Annotated in this window: 17 protein-coding genes; 8 read left to right on the top strand and 9 right to left on the bottom strand. The window is 72.7% G+C overall.

What is annotated here, in order from left to right:
• Positions 1–140: 140 nt before the first annotated feature.
• Together ME121_RS07385 and ME121_RS07380 are read left to right on the top strand one after the other, a co-directional pair.
• Positions 141–986, top strand: coding sequence for a DUF6502 family protein (locus tag ME121_RS07385; protein ID WP_012320487.1), 846 nt, complete (start codon positions 141–143; stop codon positions 984–986).
• Between the two features lie 11 nt (positions 987–997).
• Positions 998–2314, top strand: a complete 1317-nt coding sequence (locus tag ME121_RS07380; protein ID WP_012320488.1) for a DUF5666 domain-containing protein — start codon at positions 998–1000, stop codon at positions 2312–2314.
• Between the two features lie 43 nt (positions 2315–2357).
• Here ME121_RS07380 and ada read toward each other — a convergent pair whose 3' ends face one another.
• Positions 2358–3467 carry a bifunctional DNA-binding transcriptional regulator/O6-methylguanine-DNA methyltransferase Ada gene (ada, locus tag ME121_RS07375; protein WP_012320489.1) on the bottom strand — a complete coding sequence of 370 codons (1110 nt, stop codon included), beginning with the start codon at positions 3465–3467 and terminating at the stop codon, positions 2358–2360.
• Positions 3468–3604: 137 nt separating this feature from the next.
• Between ada and ME121_RS07370 the strand changes: the two genes are divergently transcribed.
• Positions 3605–4591, top strand: a complete 987-nt coding sequence (locus ME121_RS07370; protein WP_059408596.1) for an alginate O-acetyltransferase AlgX-related protein — start codon at positions 3605–3607, stop codon at positions 4589–4591.
• A 189-nt stretch (positions 4592–4780) separates the two neighbouring features.
• Here ME121_RS07370 and ME121_RS07365 read toward each other — a convergent pair whose 3' ends face one another.
• Positions 4781–5527: a YebC/PmpR family DNA-binding transcriptional regulator gene (locus ME121_RS07365; RefSeq protein WP_012320491.1), complete on the bottom strand. Its 747-nt coding sequence runs from the start codon at positions 5525–5527 to the stop codon at positions 4781–4783.
• Between the two features lie 229 nt (positions 5528–5756).
• Here ME121_RS07365 and ME121_RS07360 point away from each other — a divergent pair, with 229 nt between their 5' ends.
• Entirely contained in the window at positions 5757–6797 is a 1041-nt protein-coding gene (locus tag ME121_RS07360) for an SDR family oxidoreductase (protein ID WP_029359578.1), read from the top strand.
• Positions 6798–7129: 332 nt separating this feature from the next.
• Here ME121_RS07360 and ME121_RS07355 read toward each other — a convergent pair whose 3' ends face one another.
• From ME121_RS07355 to ME121_RS07340, 4 genes are read right to left on the bottom strand one after another with little or no spacing between them, the layout of a single operon-like run.
• On the bottom strand, positions 7130–7918 hold the full coding sequence (locus ME121_RS07355; protein WP_012320493.1) for an HAD-IA family hydrolase: 789 nt from the start codon (positions 7916–7918) through the stop codon (positions 7130–7132).
• Positions 7912–8598, bottom strand: coding sequence for a ribulose-phosphate 3-epimerase (rpe, locus tag ME121_RS07350; RefSeq protein ID WP_012320494.1), 687 nt, complete (start codon positions 8596–8598; stop codon positions 7912–7914). Before rpe ends, ME121_RS07355 begins: the two co-directional genes overlap by 7 nt.
• Positions 8599–8618: 20 nt before the next feature.
• Positions 8619–9479 carry a phosphoribulokinase gene (locus tag ME121_RS07345; protein WP_012320495.1) on the bottom strand — a complete coding sequence of 287 codons (861 nt, stop codon included), beginning with the start codon at positions 9477–9479 and terminating at the stop codon, positions 8619–8621.
• Between the two features lie 23 nt (positions 9480–9502).
• On the bottom strand, positions 9503–10558 hold the full coding sequence (locus ME121_RS07340; RefSeq protein ID WP_043343283.1) for a class 1 fructose-bisphosphatase: 1056 nt from the start codon (positions 10556–10558) through the stop codon (positions 9503–9505).
• 194 nt (positions 10559–10752) lie between these two features.
• Between ME121_RS07340 and ME121_RS07335 the strand changes: the two genes are divergently transcribed.
• A complete protein-coding gene (locus ME121_RS07335; RefSeq protein WP_024829247.1) occupies positions 10753–11700 on the top strand; it encodes a LysR family transcriptional regulator in 948 nt (315 codons plus the stop codon).
• A complete protein-coding gene (locus ME121_RS07330; RefSeq protein WP_029359579.1) occupies positions 11697–12935 on the top strand; it encodes an NAD(P)/FAD-dependent oxidoreductase in 1239 nt (412 codons plus the stop codon). Before ME121_RS07335 ends, ME121_RS07330 begins: the two co-directional genes overlap by 4 nt.
• A gap of 2 nt (positions 12936–12937) precedes the next feature.
• Here ME121_RS07330 and ME121_RS07325 read toward each other — a convergent pair whose 3' ends face one another.
• The 3 genes from ME121_RS07325 to ME121_RS07315 all read right to left on the bottom strand — a co-directional run bounded on the left by ME121_RS07325 (position 12938) and on the right by ME121_RS07315 (position 15921).
• Entirely contained in the window at positions 12938–14179 is a 1242-nt protein-coding gene (locus ME121_RS07325; protein WP_174805093.1) for an MFS transporter, read from the bottom strand.
• A gap of 81 nt (positions 14180–14260) precedes the next feature.
• A complete protein-coding gene (locus tag ME121_RS07320) occupies positions 14261–15166 on the bottom strand; it encodes an amino acid ABC transporter substrate-binding protein (protein ID WP_012320500.1) in 906 nt (301 codons plus the stop codon).
• A 119-nt stretch (positions 15167–15285) separates the two neighbouring features.
• Positions 15286–15921 carry a glutathione S-transferase family protein gene (locus ME121_RS07315; RefSeq protein WP_029359582.1) on the bottom strand — a complete coding sequence of 212 codons (636 nt, stop codon included), beginning with the start codon at positions 15919–15921 and terminating at the stop codon, positions 15286–15288.
• A 196-nt stretch (positions 15922–16117) separates the two neighbouring features.
• On the opposite strand from ME121_RS07315, the gene ME121_RS07310 reads away from it, so the two are divergent.
• The gene (locus ME121_RS07310) at positions 16118–16498 is read left to right on the top strand and encodes a response regulator (protein ID WP_012320502.1); all 381 of its coding nucleotides are present in this window, start codon (positions 16118–16120) and stop codon (positions 16496–16498) included.
• 56 nt (positions 16499–16554) lie between these two features.
• On the top strand, positions 16555–18528 hold the full coding sequence (locus tag ME121_RS07305) for an AI-2E family transporter (protein ID WP_012320503.1): 1974 nt from the start codon (positions 16555–16557) through the stop codon (positions 18526–18528).
• The last annotated feature ends 125 nt before the right edge of the window (positions 18529–18653 follow it).

Here is an 18653-nt window from a genome sequence, read left to right as displayed (position 1 = left end):
CCGGACTGGCGTGGGAAATTTGACCACGAGATCGGTGTACGTGTGCAAAAATCCCACGTCAACGCGAAAAGCGCGCTCGCGTGTGCGCCGCCACACCCGGTGGGATTGTATCCCACGACGCGAGCCGTCACGATGCGCCGATGTCTGAGACTGCCGATACACCGCGGGAGGGCGCCAGCCTGCACGCGCCGCTGGCGCGGCTGCTGCGCCCTCTCGTGCGCCTGCTCGTCGCCCGCGGCATCACTTTCCCGGCGCTCACGGACCTGCTGCGCGAGCTCTACGTGAACGTCGCCGAGTACGACTTCGCTCTCACCGGCAAGGAGCAGACCGACAGCCGCGTCTCCCTCCTCACCGGCATCCACCGCAAGGAAGTTCGGCGCCTGCGGGGCGCCGGTGCTCCGGTCAGCGCCGTGCCGGCGGTCGTCTCCCGCACCAGTCGGATCATCGCCCGCTGGATCGCCGACCCGACCTTCACCGATCCGCAGGGCCAGCCCCTGAAGCTCCCGCGCACGGCCGAGGGCGGCGCGCCCTCGTTCGAGTCGCTGGTCGCGGGCGTGACGCGGGATCTCCGGCCCCGCGCTGTCCTCGACGAGTGGCTCGACCGCGGGCTGGCCTTCACCGATCCGCAGGACCGGATCGTGCTGGCGGAGGCCGCCTACGTCCCCCGTGGCGACGGCGCCGAGGGGCCGCAGCTCTACTATTTCGGCCGCAACCTGCACGACCACATCGCGGCCGCGGTCGCCAACATCGTCGGCGACGCGCCCCGCTTCCTGGAGCGGGCGGTCCACTACGACGGATTGTCCGAGGACCTCGCGATCAGGCTCGAGGAACGCGCCCGCGAGATCGCCATGGAGGCGCTGCAGCAGGCCAACCGGGAGGCGCACGCCGCCTGCCAGACCGATCCCGGCGGCACGCATCGCTGGAACTTCGGCCTCTACGTCTACACCGAGGCGGCGCCGCCGGCGCGGCAAGCGGACGAGCGGTGAGAGGCCGGCCGGTGCGCGCCTCGCTCAACCGCCGGTTCGTCCTGCGCCTGCTCGCTGGCGCCGCGACCCTGCTGCCCGGCACGATCCGGTCGCAGGAATCGCCGCGCGACCAGGGCATCGGCGGCACCGGCATGATGCGGACCGACGAGCCGCGGAACGGGTCCCTCGGCGAGGGCGACCGCGGCATCGGCGGCACCGGCGTGATCGGCACGATCCGCCGCTTCGGCTCGATCGTCGTCAACGACCTGCGCATCGCCTACCCACCCGAGGTGGAGGTGCGCATCGACGGCACGGCCGCGAGAGCCGCCGACCTGAAGATCGGGCAGGTCGTCCACGTGGTGGCGCGGCCCGAGGGCGGCGGGCTCGCCACGCGGCGGATCGACGTCACCAGCGAGGTGGTCGGGCCGGTGGAATCGGTCGCGCCGGGGCGGCTCGTGGTGCTCGGGCAACGGGTCTCGACCGCCGGTCTCAGCGGCGCGTGGCAGCCGGGCGCGCGGGTCGCGGTGAGCGGGCTGCGCCGGCCCGACGGCGTGATCGTGGCGAGCCTGATCGAGCCGCGGGATTCCGGTCCCGACCGCGTCGCCGGCCCGGTGCGGCGTCTCGCGGGCGGCCTCGGGATCGGCGGCCTCCGGCTCGCGGGCGCCGACGCCCTGCCGCCGGGCAAGCGCGCCCTGGTGACGGGCCGTGCTGCGAACGGAGTCCTCACCGTGACCAGCGCCGCGCAGGTCGGCCTGCCCTTCCCGCCGGGTCTGAAGCGGGTGTCGATCGAGGCCTATATCGGCCGGGCCGGCAGCGGGCTCGACATCGGCGCGGGCTACGCCGTGGCGGGCCGTCCGGTCGCGCGGGTTCCGCGCGACGGGAGCGTGCGGGCGGTGCTGACCGCGGCGATCGCGCGGGACGGGGACCTGACGGTGGAGCGGCTGCGGATCGAGAACCGCGTCGCGCCCGAGCCGCAGCAACCGGACGCCCCGCGGTTCGAGCGGGAGCGCGACCGGCTCGACCTGCGCAACCTCCCCGACGAGTTGCCCGGCCGCTTCGGCGCCGGGTCCGGCGGCCGCCAGGGTGGCCTGGGCGGCATCGGCGAGCCGCGCGGCCCCGCGATCGACACCCGGCCGGGCGGTGCGGTCGTCCCCGGATCGGAGGGCCCCGGCGGCTTCGGGGCGCCCCGCGGCGGCTTCGGCGGCGCGCCGTCCGCAGGCCCCGGGGCGTTCCCGGTCGGACCCGGGGGCTTCGGCGGCCCGCCCGGCGGACCCGGCCCGGCCCCGGGCGGAGGCGGCTTCGGCGGCGGCTTCGGCGGTCCTGGCGGTCCCGGCGGTGGTCGACGCTAGGGCAGCGTGTGCTGAGCACCGGAGCGCGCGGGACAGGGACGCTTCAGGCCTCCGCCTCCCGATCGAGCAGCGCGCGCTTGCGCGCGACGCCCCAGCGATAGCCCGACAGGGCGCCGTCCGAGCGCACGACGCGGTGGCACGGAATGGCCACCGCGACCGGGTTCGCCCCGCAGGCCTGCGCGACGGCGCGCGTCGCCGTCGGAAGGCCGATCGCCCGGGCGATCTCCGCGTAGGTCGCGGTGGAGCCGACCGGGATCTCGCGCAGCGCCGCCCAGACCCGCTGCTGGAACGCCGTGCCGCGAATGTCGAGCGGCAGGTCGAGGCCGGTGCCCGGGGCCTCCACGAACCCGATGACCTGCGCCATCCAGCCCTCGAAGGCCGGGTCGCCGCCCTCGATCTCCGCGGCGGGGAAGCGGTCCTGGAGATCGTGCAGGAGCGGCTCGGGCGCGTCCCCGAGGAGGATCGCGCAGACGCCCGCCTCGGTGGCGGCGACGAGGATCGCCCCGAGGCTGCAGGCGCCGATGCCGAACCGGATGCGCAGGCCCGCGCCGCCCGTCCGGTAGGCGGCGGGCGCCATGCCGAGGCGCGGCGCGCCACCCGCGTAGAACCGGCTCGCCGCGCCGTAGCCGGCCTCGTAGAGCGCCTCCGTCACCGACGCGGCGCCGGGCAGCCGCCGCGCCACCGCGGCGGCGCGGTGGGCGGCCGCGTAGGCCTTGGGGGTCACGCCGGTGACGTCCTTGAAAACCCGGTGGAAGTGGTAGGCGCTCAGGCCGGCGGCGCGCGCGAGCGCGGCGAGGGACGGCATCGTCTCGGCTGTCTCGATCGAGCGGCAGGCGCGGGCGACCGCCTCGGCCCGGCGCTCGGCGAGGGCGGGCTCGTCCGGACGACAGCGCCGGCACGGCCGGAAGCCGGCCGCCTCGGCCTCGGCGCAGGTCCGGTGGAAGCTGACATTCTCGGGGCGCGCCGCGCGCGCGGCGCAACTCGGCCGGCAGTACACCCCGGTGGTGCGGACCGCGTACACGAAGGTGCCGTCGGCCCGCGCGTCGCGGGCGGCGAGGGCTGCCCAGCGCGCGGCATCGTCGGGGTCTGTCGCGGGTACAGGGCTCATGGCGGCGGCACTATGCGGCTTGGCGTAGGCGTTGAGGAGGGGCATGACGGGGCCTGCCGGGTGGTGGATGACGCGCGCAGGACTGTGTCGGTCCGCTGCCGCGCCGGCATCCCGCTCCTTGCGGCCGAATTCGATATCCGCGGCGGCCGCCGGGACGGGCGTTTCGCCCCCACGAGTGCGCCATGGCTTCGACTACGCCCGACCACATCCATGTCGGCCAGGACGGTTGGCTGTTCCTGAAGACGGGAACGAACGACGTGCTCGGCCAGTACGAGCGGCCGGAGGAGACGACCGAGCTGATCTGGCAGTGGCGCAGCCTCGTGACGACGCGAGAGCGGCGCCTGCGCGCCCAGGGGATCCTGTACCGCCACGTCGTCGCCCCGGAGAAGCTGATGATCTACGATCACCGGCTCGACGGGCTCGCCATCCGGCCGAGCGCGTCGCCGGCCTACCGGCTCCTCCACAGCGAGCCCCCGGCGGGCCGTTTCCCGGGTCCGGTCGGTCTGTACGCGGCTTGGCGCCGACGGAAGCGCTGGCGGCAGACCTGCATCGACCTGGTCACGCCGATGCGGGCGCAGCGCGACGCGGCCGACCTCTACTGCCGGACCGACACCCACTGGTCCGCCGACGGCTGCTATCTCGCCTACGCGGAGATCTGCCGGGCGCTGGGCGCCGAGCCCCGGCAGGATCTGCGGGAGCGGCCGTCCTTCGAGACCGACCACGACGGCGATCTGGGCAGCGCCTTCGATCCGCCCCGGCGGGCGCGCTCGCGCACCGTCCAGATGCAGCAGGACGCGGTCCGGATCTACGGCAGCCCGATCGTCGAAGCCCGGGAGAAGGCCGGCCTGCTGCACACGCTGCATGTCGGCGCGCACGTGATCTACGGGAACACGAAGGCCACCGACCCGCGCCGATTGGCGCTGTTCGGCGATTCCTTCTCTCACGTCATGCCGTACATGCTGACGATCATGCTGGCCGAGACGTTCCGCGAGGTGCACTTCGTCTGGAGCACCTCGCTGGACTGGTCGTACATCGAGCGCGTCCGCCCCGACATCGTGCTGACCGAGGTGGCCGAGCGCTTCATGGTTCAGCTGCCCGACGACACCTTCTCGGTGGAGCGCTACGCGCAGGACCGCTTCGGGGCCGAGCTCGCGGCGGCCGGCACCTGAGGAACGGACGTGGGCTTCAAGACCGTCTCGCGTCCCGGAGCGGGAGCTCCGTCATTCCGGGACTGCGTGGCAGCGGCCGGCATTCAGAACCTCGGCGGGCCCCTTCGAGCCGGGGCTCGCCTGCGGCGCACCGGAATGGCGGTGCGTTCGTCTCACGGGTAGCGAGACCCGGCCGGGCGGCGACGCCTCTCAGGCCTGCAGCTTCGCGACCAGCGCGTCCGAAAGGGCGAAGTTGACGTAGACGTGCTGGACGTCGTCCTGATCCTCGATCACCTCGACGAGGCGGATCAGCTTCTCGCCGGTCTCGTCGTCGACGTTGATGGTATTCTGCGCCTTCCAGATCAGGCCCGTGCGGGCGGGCTCACCGAACCGCGCCTCGAGGGCCTTCGTGACCTCGCCGTAGGAATCCTGGGCGCAGATGACCTCGTGGCCGTCCTCGCCGGAACTGACGTCGTCGGCGCCGGCCTCGATCGCCGCCTCCAGCATCGTGTCGGCATCGGCCACGGAGGCGGGATAGGCGATCACGCCGACGCGGTCGAACATGAAGGCGACGGCCCCGGTCTCGGCGAGGCTGCCGCCGGACTTGGTGAAGGCCGAGCGCACGTCCGAGGCGGTGCGGTTGCGGTTGTCGGTCTGCGCCTCGACGATCAGCGCGGCGCCGCCGGGCCCGTAGCCCTCGTAGCGGATATCCTCGTAGTTCTCGCCGTCGGCGCCGGCGGCCTTCTTGATGGCGCGCTCGATATTGTCCTTGGGCATGTTCTCGGCGCGGGCCGCCAGGATCGCGGCACGCAGGCGCGGGTTCATCGCCGGGTCGGGCGTGCCGAGCTTGGCCGCCACCGTGATCTCGCGGGCGAGCTTGCCGAACACCTTCGAGCGGACGGCGTCCACCCGGCCCTTCCGGTGCATGATGTTCTTGAACTGCGAATGGCCTGCCATGACGGTTCAGACTTTTGTTCGTTGGCGAGGGCGGGCGTGCGGGACCCCGCCGTCGCGGCTGTGAGGTCGCGCCGTATATAGGCCGCCGCCTTCGGACGAAGCAACGCGCCCGCCGCCGTCCGATACAGCGTCGGCGGACAGGCTCGCCCGGACTTCGCAATCCCGTGACCGCGGAAAGAACGGCCGCCTCGGGCGTTGGCGCTGGACTTCACGCGCAGCTGGGAACCCGATGTCGAGCCGGAACGGACGCAGCACGGTCATGGTCACGGGTGCGAGCGCCGGCGTCGGCCGCGCTGTCGCCCACGAGTTCGCCCGGCACGGGTGGAACGTGGGGCTGATCGCGCGCGGCGAGGCGGGGCTGCGGGGCACGATCCGCGACGTCGAGCGGGCCGGAGGCCGGGCCCTGGCCTTCGCGGCCGACGTCGCCGACGCGGAGGCCGTCGCCCAGGCGGCCGACGAGCTGGCCGAGGCGTTCGGCGGCATCGACGTCTGGGTCAACAACGCGATGGTGACGGTCTACGCGCCCGTTCAGGAGACGAGCCCGGAGGAGTTCCACCGCGCCACCGCGGTGACCTATCTCGGCCAGGTGCACGGCACGCTGGCGGCGCTCCGCCACATGGTGCCGCGCGACCGGGGCACGATCGTGCATGTCGGCTCGGCGCTCGCCTACCGGTCGATCCCGCTCCAGGCGAGCTACTGCGCCGCGAAGGCCGCCGTGCGGGGCTTCGTCGATTCCCTGCGCAGCGAGCTGCTGCACGATCGCAGCCGGGTACGCCTGACGATGGTGCAGCTTCCGGCCGTGAACACGCCGCAGTTCGACTGGGCCCGCTCGCGGCTGCCGCGCAAGCTCGAGCCGGTGCCGCCGATCTACCAGCCCGAGGCCATCGCCCGGCACGTCTTCCGAGCGGCGCACGACGCGCCGCGGGAAATGTGGATCGGGGCCTCGGCCTGGAAGGCGATCATCGGGAACATGCTGATTCCGGGCTGGATCGACGGCTACCTCGCCCGGCACGGCTATCGCGGGGAGATGACCGGCGTGCAGGCACAGAAGAACCGCCCCGACAACCTCTACGACCCGGTGGACACCGATCCCGGCGCCCACGGCCGCTTCGACGCCCGCGCGACCGGCGACGTCGCGGCGGCCGATCCCCGCTGGCTCAAGTTCGGGCTCGCGGCCGCGCTCGGTGTCGTCGCCGGCACGATGCTGTTCGCCACCGAGGCGCACGGACGTGCGGATGCCCGCGCCGACCGCCGGCTGGGCCGACGCTAGGACCCGGGCCTTCGCGGGCCCGTCGCGCCGCCGCGAGGGCCTCGCCCACGGGGCCACGTCGCGCCCCGTGGGCGCGGGCCTCTGGGAGGATCCGGTGCCGGTCACGGACCGTCGCGATCCGGTGCGCGGCGCGCTCGCCGGCGGGGCTGCCCTGGGTCTCGGCAGCGGCGCCCGGCCGAAGGCCGGGCCACACGGCAGTCGCGATCGCATCGGGGACGGACGCCCTCTGGCCCGGTCCGACGTGACCGACATCCCGACCCTCTTCCTGAAGCACCCGGACTGGCACGTGATGTACGATCGCGATGCCGATCAGGCGCAGGCGACGGGTCGGGCTACCGGCCGGTGCCCATCGCCTCGAACGGCGCGCTCTGACCGTCCGGCGCTTCGTGCCACCGGATCAGGGCGGCCAGATCCACGACCCCGCCGGGCCACGCGACGCCCGCGAGGTGCCGATGCGGCCGCTCCGGCTCGCCGAGATCCGAGACAGCCGAGAAGGCGCCGTCGAGCCGGTGGCTCTCGGTGTAGCGGCTCCGGGTCGCGAGGACCGGCAGACCGGCGGAACGGGCCGAGCTGATGCCGGCGGCCGAATCCTCGAAGGCCACCGCCTCGGAGGCCGGGATGCCCAGACCGGCGAGCGCCAGCAGGAAGACGTCGGGTGCGGGCTTCTTGCGGCTCGCCTCGTCGCCGGCCGCGATCACGTCGAAGGGCGCGGCGCCCGGCGGGAAGTTGGCGGCGAGCAGCCGGTCGACGTTCGGGCGGCTCGTCGTGGTGGCCACGGCGAGCCGGATTCCCGCCGCCCGGGCCTCGGCGATCAGCCGGGCGATCCCGGGACGCAGCGGCAGGCCGTGCTGCGCGACGAGGTCGCCGTAGGCGCGCGTCTTGCGGGCGTGGATCTCCGGCGCGCGCGCGTGGAGCGCCTCCGCGTCCGCCGGGTGCGCGCTGTCGATGAAGTGGGCGAGCCGCTCCTTGCCGCCCATGACGGCCAGCAGGTCGGCGTAGAGCGCCTCGTCCCACCGCCAGGGCAGGCCGAGCTCCGCGAAGGCGCGGTTGAACGCCTGCCGGTGCAGATCCTCCGTCTCGGCGAGGGTCCCGTCGACGTCGAAGATCAGCGCCCTCAGCACGACAGGTCGCGACCGGAGGCGCCCTCCGCGCCCTCGCGGATCGCCGCGATGCGCTCGGCGTAGGCGTCCGGGCCGCCGCTGAACACGGCGTTGCCGGCAACGAACGTGTCGGCCCCGGCGCGGCTCGCGACCTTCACGGTCTCGGGATCGATCCCGCCGTCGACCTGGATGCGGATGTCCCGGCCCGCCACCATGGCGCGCACCCGCGCCACCGATTCCATCGCGCCCTTGACGAAGCTCTGGCCGCCGAAGCCGGGATTGACGGTCATCACCAGCACGAGATCCACGAGGTCGAGCACCGGCTCGACCATGGCGGCCGGCGTGCCCGGGTTGATCGCCACGCCGGCGCGCTTGCCGAGGTCGCGGATGGTCTGAAGCGAGCGGTGGATGTGCGGCCCGGCCTCGGCGTGGACCGTGATGCCGTCGGCGCCGGCCTGCGCGAACGCCGCCAGGTACGGATCCGCTGGCGCGATCATCAGGTGCACGTCGAAGTATTTCTGGGTGTGGGGCCGGAGCGCCTTCACCACCGGCGGCCCGAAGGTGATGTTGGGCACGAAATGGCCGTCCATCACGTCGAGGTGGATCCAGTCGGCCCCGGCCGCGTCCACGGCGCGCGTCTCCTCGGCGAGCTTCGAGAAGTCGGCGGACAGGATCGACGGGGCGATGACGGGTGCGAGCATGGGAGGCTTTCGGGATCGGCTCAGGCCAGCCGGCGGCGGCGCTCGACGAGCTGCATGATCATCGGTGTCAGGATCAGCTGCATCGCCAGGTCGAGCTTGCCGCCGGGGATCACGATGGAGTTGGCCCGGCTCATGAAACTGTCGTGAATCATGGAGACGAGATACGAGAAGTCGATCCCCTTCGGGTCCTTGAAGCGGATCACGACCATCGATTCGTCGGCGGTGGGAATCCAGCGGGCGATGAACGGGTTCGACGTGTCGACCGTCGGCACCCGCTGGAAGTTGATGTCGGTGAACGAGAATTGCGGGCAGATGGTCTGCACGTAGTCGGGCATGCGCCGCAGGATCACGTCGGTCACCGCCTCGGTGGAGTAGCCGCGGAACGAGCGGTCCCGGTGCAGCTTCTGGATCCATTCGAGGTTGATCACCGGCACGACGCCGATCTTCAGGTCGGCGTAGCGGGCGATGTCGACGTCCTGATCGGCGACGCAGCCGTGCAGGCCCTCGTAGAACAGCAGGTCGGAATCGGGTGGGAACGTCTCCCAGTCCGAGAAACTGCCCTCCGGGATGCCGTAGGCCTGCGCGTCGTGCTGATCGTGGGCGTAGTGACGGGTCCGGCCCGTCCCGGACTCGGCGTAGCTGCGGAATACCGCCTCCAGCTCGGGCAGGAGGTTGGCCCGCGGCGCGAAGTGGGACAGTGTCGGCTCGTTCGCCATCATCGCCCGCATCGTGTCGCGGTCGAAGGCGTGGAAGCCGTCCCCCTCGATGAAGACCGCCCGCACGTCCTCGCGGCGGAAGATCTGCTCGAAGGTGTTGCGCACCGAGGTGGTCCCGGCCCCGGAGGAGCCGGTCACCGAGATGATGGGGTGCCGCGCCGACATGCCTTTACGACTTCACGGTGCGGTTATGACCGCATCAGGCCGCGCTGGCCGAAGAGCGGCGAGCGGCCGGCATCGGGCTTGCCGCCGGCATAGTAGGTGGCGACGCACGTCACCTCCTCGGTGGAGCCGCAGACCAGCGGCGCCCGCTCGTGGATGCCGTTGGCCACGATGTCGAGGATGCGGGTCTGGCCGTCGGTGGCGGCGCCCCCGGCCTGCTCGACCAGCATCGCCACGGGGGCGACCTCGTAGAGCAGCCGCAGGCGGCCGCGGGCGTAGTTCTTCCGGGCATCGCCCGGATAGAGGAACACGCCGCCGCGGGTCAGAACGCGCTGGATGTCGGCCACCAGGGAGGCGAGCCAGCGCATGTTGTAGTCCTTGTCGCGCGGCCCCTCGGTGCCGCGCTGGCAATCCTCGATATAGGCCTTCACCGGGGCGTCCCAGTGCCGGGCGTTCGAGGCGTTGATGGCGAACTCCTTGGTGGAGGGCGGCACCGACATGGCCGGGCTCGTCAGCTTGAACCGGCCCTCGGCACGGTCGAGCACGTAGGACTGGGTGCCCTCGCCGAGCGTCAGGATCAGCGCGGTGGCCGGGCCGTAGGTGACGAAGCCCGCGGCGATCTGCGTCGAGCCGGGGGTCGTGAACGAGGCCAGCGGGTTCGCGGGATCCTTGATCGACGGCCGGATGCCGAAGATCATCCCGACGGCCATGTTCACGCCGATGTTGGAGGAGCCGTCGAGCGGGTCGATGGCGACGGCCAGAGGCGCGTCCGGGTTCAGGCGCATCACCTCCTCGGCCTCCTCGGAGGCGACCTCGGCGACCGGGGCGCCCCGCAGCGCCGCGGTCACGCTCTCGTGGGCGATGACGTCGAGGGCCTTCTGGACGTCGCCGTCGCTGTTGTGATCGCCGGCCGCCGCGAGGTCGCCGCCGAGCGCGCCGCGCCCGATGCGCTCGCTGATCTCCACCGCCGACCGCGCCACGGCCGCGACCACCGCGGCGGCGTCCTTCAGCGCCGGATTGGCGTCCACGGCCTGCGCCAGGCAGGTCTCGAGGGGGGTCCCGATCGCCGCTGAAATTGCCATCGGCCTACTCCTCCTGCTCGGATCCCGTCCGCCGGGATCGCGCGTTCCGCGCCGGCTCTGTAGCGGCCGCCTCGCTGCCAGGATAGCGGTCTCTGCCGCCGGATCGACAGGAACCCGCGGCCGGGCCTTCAAGATTTCTGTGCGATCTTGTGCCATAGGACGAAAAAAACGAGATGTCCGCCGAGAAATCCGCCATGCGCAACCTCTCCCTCAAGCAGCTTCAGGCGGTCGCTGCCGTGGCCCGCCTCGGCACCATGACCCGGGCTGCGCAGGAGCTGAACGTCACCTCGGCCGCCCTCTACGCGCGCATCCGCCAGCTCGAGGAGGAGGCCGGTCTGCTGCTGTTCGACCGGACGCCGGGCGGCCTCAAGCCGACCGATGCCGGCCGCGAGATGCTCTGGGCGATCGACAGCATCAACACGGTGCTGGAGACCTGCACCGACCGCCTGCGCACCCTGCGCGGCGCGGAGGGCGGGCGCGTGGCACTGGGCGTCGTCTCCACCGCCAAGTACTTCGCCCCGCAGGTGATCGCGGGCTTCGTCAAGAAGCACCCCGGCGTCGAGATCAGCCTGTCGGTGCGCAACCGCGGCCAGACCGTGGAGGCGCTCCGCGGCTACGAGATCGACTTCGCCCTGATGGGCCGCCCGCCCCGGGATTTCCCGATCGAGGCCGCCACGTTCGGGCCGCACCCGATCGTGCTGATCGCGCCGCCGGGCCATCCCCTGGCGGGCAGGACCGACCTGAACCGCGAGGACCTCGCCGACCAGCCGTTCTTCCTGCGCGAGGAGGGCTCGGGCACCCGCATGGTCTTCGAGGAGTTCATGAGCGGCGTCCTGGTCAAGCGGGCGCCGCTGGACATCGACACCGGGTCGAACGAGACCATCAAGCAGGCGGTGATGGCCGGGCTTGGGATCGCGCTGCTCTCGGTGCATTCCGTGGCGGCCGAGCTGGAGAGCGGGCGCCTCGTCCTCCTCAACGTCAGGGGCCTTCCGATCCGGCGCGACTGGTACGCGGTCCGGCGCGCCGACAAGGTGCTGGGTCCGGCCGCCTCCGCGGTCTGGTCCTACCTGATGTCGGAGGGCGCGCGCAGCCTCCCGGGCGTCGCCCAGAGCGGTCTCGTGCCGGCGGGAGCCAGGGCGTGAGCGCCGGCGTCGTCGTGGCCGGGGCCGGGCAGGCCGGCTTCCAGCTCGCCGCCTCCCTGCGGGAGGGCGGGTTCCGGAACCCGATCACCCTGGTGGGCGACGAGGCCGCCCTGCCCTACCAGCGGCCGCCCCTCTCGAAGGCCTACCTCGCCGGCAAGACCGACCAGGAGGGCCTGTTCCTGCGCCCGCCCGGCTTCTTCGCCGAGCACGCCGTCGCGCACCGTCCGGGGCTCCGCGCCGTCGCGATCGACCGGGACGCGCGCCGCCTGCAGCTCTCGGACGGCACCGACCTCCCTTACGACCACCTCGTGCTCGCCACCGGCGCGCGCAACCGCCCCCTGCCGGTCCCGGGCGCCGAACTCGCGGGCGTGCGCCAGCTGCGCGGCCTCGCGGATGCCGACGCCCTCAAGGAATCGCTCGCGACGGCCCGGGCCATCGTGGTCGTCGGGGCCGGCTTCATCGGGCTCGAATTCGCCGCCGTCGCGGCCGCGCGCGGCCTCCCGGTGACGGTGATCGAGGCGGCCGAGCGGCCCATGGCCCGGGCGGTCTCGTCCGAGATGGGCGCGTTCTTCCGCCGCGCCCACGCGGCGATGGGCGTGCGCTTCGCCTTCGGGGCCGGCGTGACGGCGATCGTCGGGCGGGACGGCCGCGCCGCCGGCGTCGCCCTGGCGGACGGACGGGAACTCGCGGCCGACCTGATCCTCGTGGGGATCGGCGTCCTGCCGAACCGGGAACTCGCCGCGGAGGCCGGCCTGCCGGCCGAGGACGGCGTGCGGGTCGACGCGTTCCTGGCGACGCCCGACCCGGCCATCTCGGCGATCGGCGACTGCGCCCGCTTCCCCATCCCCTTCGCCCGCGGGCTGACGCCGGACGGGACGGTGCGGATCGAGTCCGTGCAGAACGCCATCGACCAGGGCCGCTGCCTCGCGGCGCGGCTCACCGGCAAGCCGGCCTCCTACGGCGCGCTGCCGTGGTTCTGGAGCGACCAGGGTCCCCACAAGCTGCAGATCGCCGGCCTGTCGGGGCCCGGCGATGCCAGCGTCGTCCGCGGGACCGGCGACGCCTTCTCGGTCTTCCGCTTCCGCGACGGGCACCTGAGCGCGGTGGAATCCGTCGACCGGGCGGGCGACCACATGATCGCGCGGCGCCTGCTCACGGCCGGAACGCCGCTGACGCCCGACCAGGCGGCCGATCCGGACTTCGACCTGAAAGGTCTGGCGCTGCGGCGGCCCTGACCTCAGCTGGGGAACGCCACCGGCGCCGGCTTCTGCCGCAGGGCGATGGCCGTGGCGATCCCGAGCGCCAGGATGGTGACGGCGCACCCCAGGAGCGCCCCGAGCTGGCCGAGCCGGAGCAGCGCCTGCCCGATCACCGCGACGCCGAGCGCCTGACCGCAGAAGAACGAGAAGGCGTGGAGCGCCACCGCGGAGGCGCGGGCCTTGGGCGCGACCTCGGTGACCTGCGTCTGGTAGGTGTTGTGCAGCATGTAGAAGCCGAGGCCCATGGCGGTGAGCGCGGCGCAGTCGACCTGCCAGGAGCCCGCGAGCCCGACCACGGTGAGCGATGCGCCGCAGATCAGCCCGCCGCCGATCAGCATCCGCGGCAGGCCGAGCAGCCGCACCAGCAGCCCGACGAGCGCCGAGTAGAGCAGGCCGCCGACCGCGAACCCCGCCAGGACCAGACCGGCCTCGCGCGGGCCACCCTCCCCCCGCGCCTCGATCAGCGGCGCGAGATGCGGGAACACGCCGAAGATCGCGATCGCCTCGATGAACACCGCCGCGAACAGCACCCGCGCCCGCGGATTGCGCAGGATCGTCCGGTAGCGCGTCACCGCCTCGCCGAAGGCGGGGCGGCGGGCCGGGGCCCGGCCGGCCCGGTCGAAGCCGAAGACGGTCGCCGCACAGGCCAGGGCCGCCACCGCGGCGGTGACCGCGAAGACGCCGCGCCAGCCGATCGCCGCCTCGATCAGGCCCGCGAAGGTCGAGCCCGAGAGCTGGCCGAGGATCACCGCCACGAGGAAGCGCCCGATCGCCACCTGACGGCTCTCCATCGGCACCCGGTCGCCCAGGAGCGCCAGCGAGAGCGGGATGCAGCCGCCCGCGGCCGCCCCCGCCAGCATGCGCAGGCCGAACAGGCTGCCGATATCCGGCGCGACGCTGCACAGCGTCAGCGCGACGGCGAGCACCGCGAGGCAGGTGCTCATCACCCGCTCCTTGCCGAGCGCGTCGCCGATCGGGCCGAGCACCGGCTGGATGAAGGCGTAGGGCAGCGCGAAGGCGGTGGAGAGGAGCGCCACCGTGTGGGCGTCGCTCGCGAGATCCCGCGCGAGCACGCCGACCAGGGGCTCGACCGAGCGGAGCGCGAAGGTGCTTCCGAACCCCGCGCAGGCCAGCACGAGGATCAGCCGCGGGATCGACGTGGCCGGCGGCGCGGAGACGGCCGCACGGGACGAGAGAGCCGGCTCTGTGCTGTCGGTCATGGCACGCTTCGCGACGCGGGCGGGATCAGACTCGCGGCATCGCATCTCCCTCGCCGGAGCGGAACCCCGCCGCGCGACAGATCAGTGCGCGTAGAACGCGGGATCCGAATTGTCGGTCGGGTGCGCGAAGGCCCAGCGCAGGGCCGACGACAGCGGCACGTTGTAGTTGAGGCCGCGCGGCGGCACGGGCCTCAGGAACCAGCGGTCGTACAGCGCCGTGATCTCGGGGCTCCGGTAGAGATCGGCCGTCGCCCGGTCGACCACCGCCTTGAAGGCCGGGTCGTCCTTGCGCAGCATGATCCCGTAGGGCTCCGGGTTGGACAGGGTCTCCTCGCTGACCACGTAGGCGGCGGGCTCTTTGGACTGGGCCGCGATCACGCTGAGTTGCACGTCGTCCATGACGAAGGCCGCCGCCCGGCCGGTCTCGACCATGAGGAATCCCTCCGGGACGTCCTTGGCGGCGATCACCGTGATGCCGAGCTTGCGCTCGTTGTTGGCCTTGATCAGCATCAGGATGTTGGTCGAGCCGGCGACCGACGAGACCGTCTTGCCGCGCAGGTCGTCCAGGCCGGCGATGTGCTGGTCCTTGCGGGACACGAAGCGGGTCGCCGTCAGGAAGTGCGTGTTGGTGAAGTCGACCTGCTTCTTGCGCTCGGCGTTGTTGGTGGTCGTCCCGCACTCGAGATCGACCGTGCCGTTGGTCATCAGCGGGATGCGGGACGACGAGTTGACGAACTCCATCCCGACCTCGAGGCCCGGCATCTTCAGCTCGCGCTTCACCGCGTCGGCGATCCTCAGGCAGATGTCGACCGCGAAGCCGACGACCTTCTGGTTCTGGTCCAGGTAGCTGAACGGCGTGGCGGTATCGCGCACGCCGAGGACCAGCCTGTTGTTGTCGTGGATCTTCTTGAGCGTGCCGGTGAGCTCGGCGGACTCGGCAGGGGCGGCGAGAAGGAGCGCGGCGAGGAGGGGAGCGAGCAGACGCATGGGCCGACGGGTTCCGGACGCGCGAGGGGGCCGCCCGGCGGAGTGAGCCGGCGGCGGGAGACCGGACCGCGCGCCGGGGCCGGCCCCCGGCCGGAGCCCCAGCAAGAGTCCGGCCGCGCTCAGGCGGGCGCGGCCGCCTGGTGCGCCTCGGCGAGCTGCGCGTCCGCGGCCGCGACCTTCCGGGAGGCCGGGCGGGACCGGATGCGCTCCACGTAGGCCGTCAGCACCGGGTCGGGCGCGACGAGGCCGAAGCCCGTCGTCCAGCCGAGGGCGCCGCCCCACAGCACGTCGGCGGCGCTGAAGCGCGCGCCGAGCAGGTACGGGCCGGGCGTCAGGGCCTCCTTCACCCGGGCGATGACGCTGTCGTAATCGGCGTAGGCCGACATGGCGCGCGGGCCCGGCTCCCGCTTCAGGTACTGGTCGATCACCGCGGGCTCGAAGCAGGAGCCGTAGAACACCATCCAGCGCAGGTAGGTGGCCCGGTCGGGCTCGGTCGGCGCCGGGGCGAGCCCCGCCTCGGGGAACAGGTCGGCGAGGTAGAGGTAGACGGCCGCCTGCTCGGTCACCAGGGCGTCGCCGTGGCGGATCGCCGGCACCTTCGCCATCGGGTTGACGGCGCGGTAGGCGTCCTGGAGATGCTCGCCGGCGCGCATGTTGAGCGCGTGCAGCCGGTACGGGACGCCGAGTTCCTCGAGCAGCACGCGCACGCCCGACGAGCGGGTATTGGGCGAATGATAGAGCTCGATGTCAGGCATACTGGCCGTTCCGTCCCGTCCGAGGATTGTCGATTCGTGGGCGTGCACGCTCTTACCGGCGAACCGACGGGTCAACCGCGGACCGGAGCGCCACTTCTCCAGGGACCGGAATCGCGGCAGGAACGTTGGGCGATTGTGCGTTGCCGCGCGTTGGGCATCCGGCCGGCACGACGCGAGCCGGGGGTTACGAGTTCTGATGGCGAAGATTCTGCTGGTCGAGGACCACGAAGAGATCTGGGATTTCCTCTCCCGGCGCCTCAAGCGGCGCGGCTACGAGGTGATCCTCGCGCATGACGGCGAGGCCGGCGTCCGGCAGGCCCGCTCGGGCCAGCCCGACGTGATCCTCCTCGACATGAACCTGCCGGTCCTCGACGGCTGGTCGGTCGCCCGGACGCTGAAATCCGGCACCGACACGCGGGCGATCCCGATCATCGCGCTGACGGCCCACGCCATGTCGGGCGACCGCGACAAGGCGATCCAGGCGGGCTGCGACGACTACCACCCGAAGCCCGTCGATTTCTCGAAGCTGCTGAGCCAGATCAGCGCCGCCCTGGGCGAGACCGCGCAGGCGAGCTGACCCGCGACGGACGCGCGACCTGTGGCCCCGAGACCCGATGTGAGTGGAGCGTGTCCGTGAGCGAGGATCCCGTCACTGCCCAGCGCCTGCGGCAGGGCCTGCCGATCTTCGTTGCGCTGGCGTCGATCCTCCTCGTCGTCGCCACGATGGCGGCCCTGTACCTGGCGCGCGAGATCCTCGTGCCGGTGACGCTGGCGATCCTTCTGAGCTTCGTCCTCGTGCCGGCGGTGCGCGTGCTGCGGCGGCTGCGCGTGCCCCGCGCCCCGGCGGTCCTGCTGGTGGTGGTGATCGTCTTCGGCGCCCTGTTCGGCATCGGCAGCCTGATCGCCAGCGAGGCGTCCCAGCTCGCCTCCGACCTGCCGCGCTACACCCAGGTGATGCGCACCAAGATCAAGGATCTGCGCGGGGCGACGGCCGGGACCGGCACGCTCTCGCGGATCGTCGACATGGTGCAGGATCTCAGCGCCACCCTGCAGCCGCCGCCGGCCGCGGAGGTCCGCGGCGAGCCCGGATCGCGCACGCATCCCCTGACGGTCGAGCTCACCCCCGCCCGCGCCAGCGTCGTCGACACGCTTCAGACCTTCGCGGGCCCGATCCTGCACCCGCTGGCCACGACGGGCCTGATCCTGATCTTCACGATCTTCATCCTGCTCCAGCGCGAGGACCTGCGGAACCGGGCGATCCGGCTCGCCGGCGGCTCGGGCGATCTGCGGCGCACGACGGCGGCGATCGACGACGCCACGAGCCGGCTGAGCCGCTTCTTCCTGGCCCAGCTCGCCCTCAACATCGCCTTCGGCCTCGTCATCGGCCTCGGACTCTGGGTGATCGGCGTCCCGAGCCCGACCCTGTTCGGCGTCCTCGCGGCGATCCTCCGCTTCGTGCCCTACATCGGCGCGGCGATCAGCGCCCTGCTGCCGCTGATCCTGGCCGCCGCCGTCGATCCCGGCTGGAGCATGGTGATCGCCACCGCGGCCCTGTTCCTCGTGGTCGAGCCGATCTGCGGCCACGTGGTCGAGCCGCTGCTCTACGGGCACTCCACCGGCCTCTCGCCGGTCGCCGTCATCCTGGCAGCGACGATCTGGACGTTCCTTTGGGGGCCGATCGGCCTCGTGCTGGCCACGCCGCTCACCGTGTGCCTGGTGGTGCTGGGCCGGCACGTGGAGCGACTCTGGTATCTCGACGTGCTGCTCGGCGATCAGCCCGCGCTGTCGCCGCCCGAGATCTTCTACCAGCGCATGCTGGCCGGCGACCCGGTGGAGGCGATCGACCAGGGCTGGCAGTTCCTGAAGGAACGCGCCCTCGTCACCTACTACGACGAGGTCGCCCTCGCGGGCCTGCTGCTGGCGCAGGAGGATCTGTCGCGCGGCACCCTGGACCGCGCGCGGCAGGAGGAGGTCGGCGCGGCGATCCGGACGGTGGTGGACCGCCTCGGCACGGCGCCGGTCGGCCGCCGTTCCCGGCGGGGATCCGGCCGGGGGCCCGACACCGAGACCGCGGCGGCACTGGCGGCCGTCGGACCCGACCGGAAGGTGGCCGGCATCGTCCTCGAGCGCGAGGACCTCGCGCCGAACTGGCGCAGCGCGACGCCGGTCCTGTGCGTGTCGAGCCGCGGCCCGTTCGACGAGGCGGCGACGCTGATGCTGAGCCAGATCCTCGCGCGCCACGGGCTGGCCTCGCAGATCCTGTCCATGGCGGCGATCCGCGCCGGGGAGCGGCCCGAGAACCCGGACGGCCTCGCGCTGATCTGCTTCTCCTACCTGGAGCCGGTGAGCCTGTCGCAGATCCGGTTCACCGTCCGGCAGGCCCGGGCCGCGGTGCCGGGCGTCCGCATCATGGTCGGCTTCTGGCGGGAGCGCGATCCGGCGACGCTGGAGCGGCTGCGCCGAGCGACCTCGGCGGATTTTCTCGTGACGTCGCTCAACGAGGCGCTGTCGGCGGTGCTGGGCGCCTGCCGTGAACCCGCGCCGCCCCGGCTCGTCCCGGCGCCCGTGGGCACGCCCTCCGAGGCGGCGCGGCCCGCCGCGGCATGAGCTCGTCGCGCGACACCGCCGCTGGGGATACAAGGTCGACTTCGGCCGTCCGGCCGCTAATCTCGCGCACGCATTTCGTGATCGACCGCGCGCAGAGGTCTTTCCCGGCCTGGAAGGTGACGACC

This window comes from Methylobacterium sp. ME121 (genome assembly GCF_000974725.1).
GTDB classification, from domain to species: Bacteria; Pseudomonadota; Alphaproteobacteria; order Rhizobiales; family Beijerinckiaceae; genus Methylobacterium; species Methylobacterium radiotolerans.
This window is presented reverse-complemented; position numbering and strand designations above follow the sequence as displayed.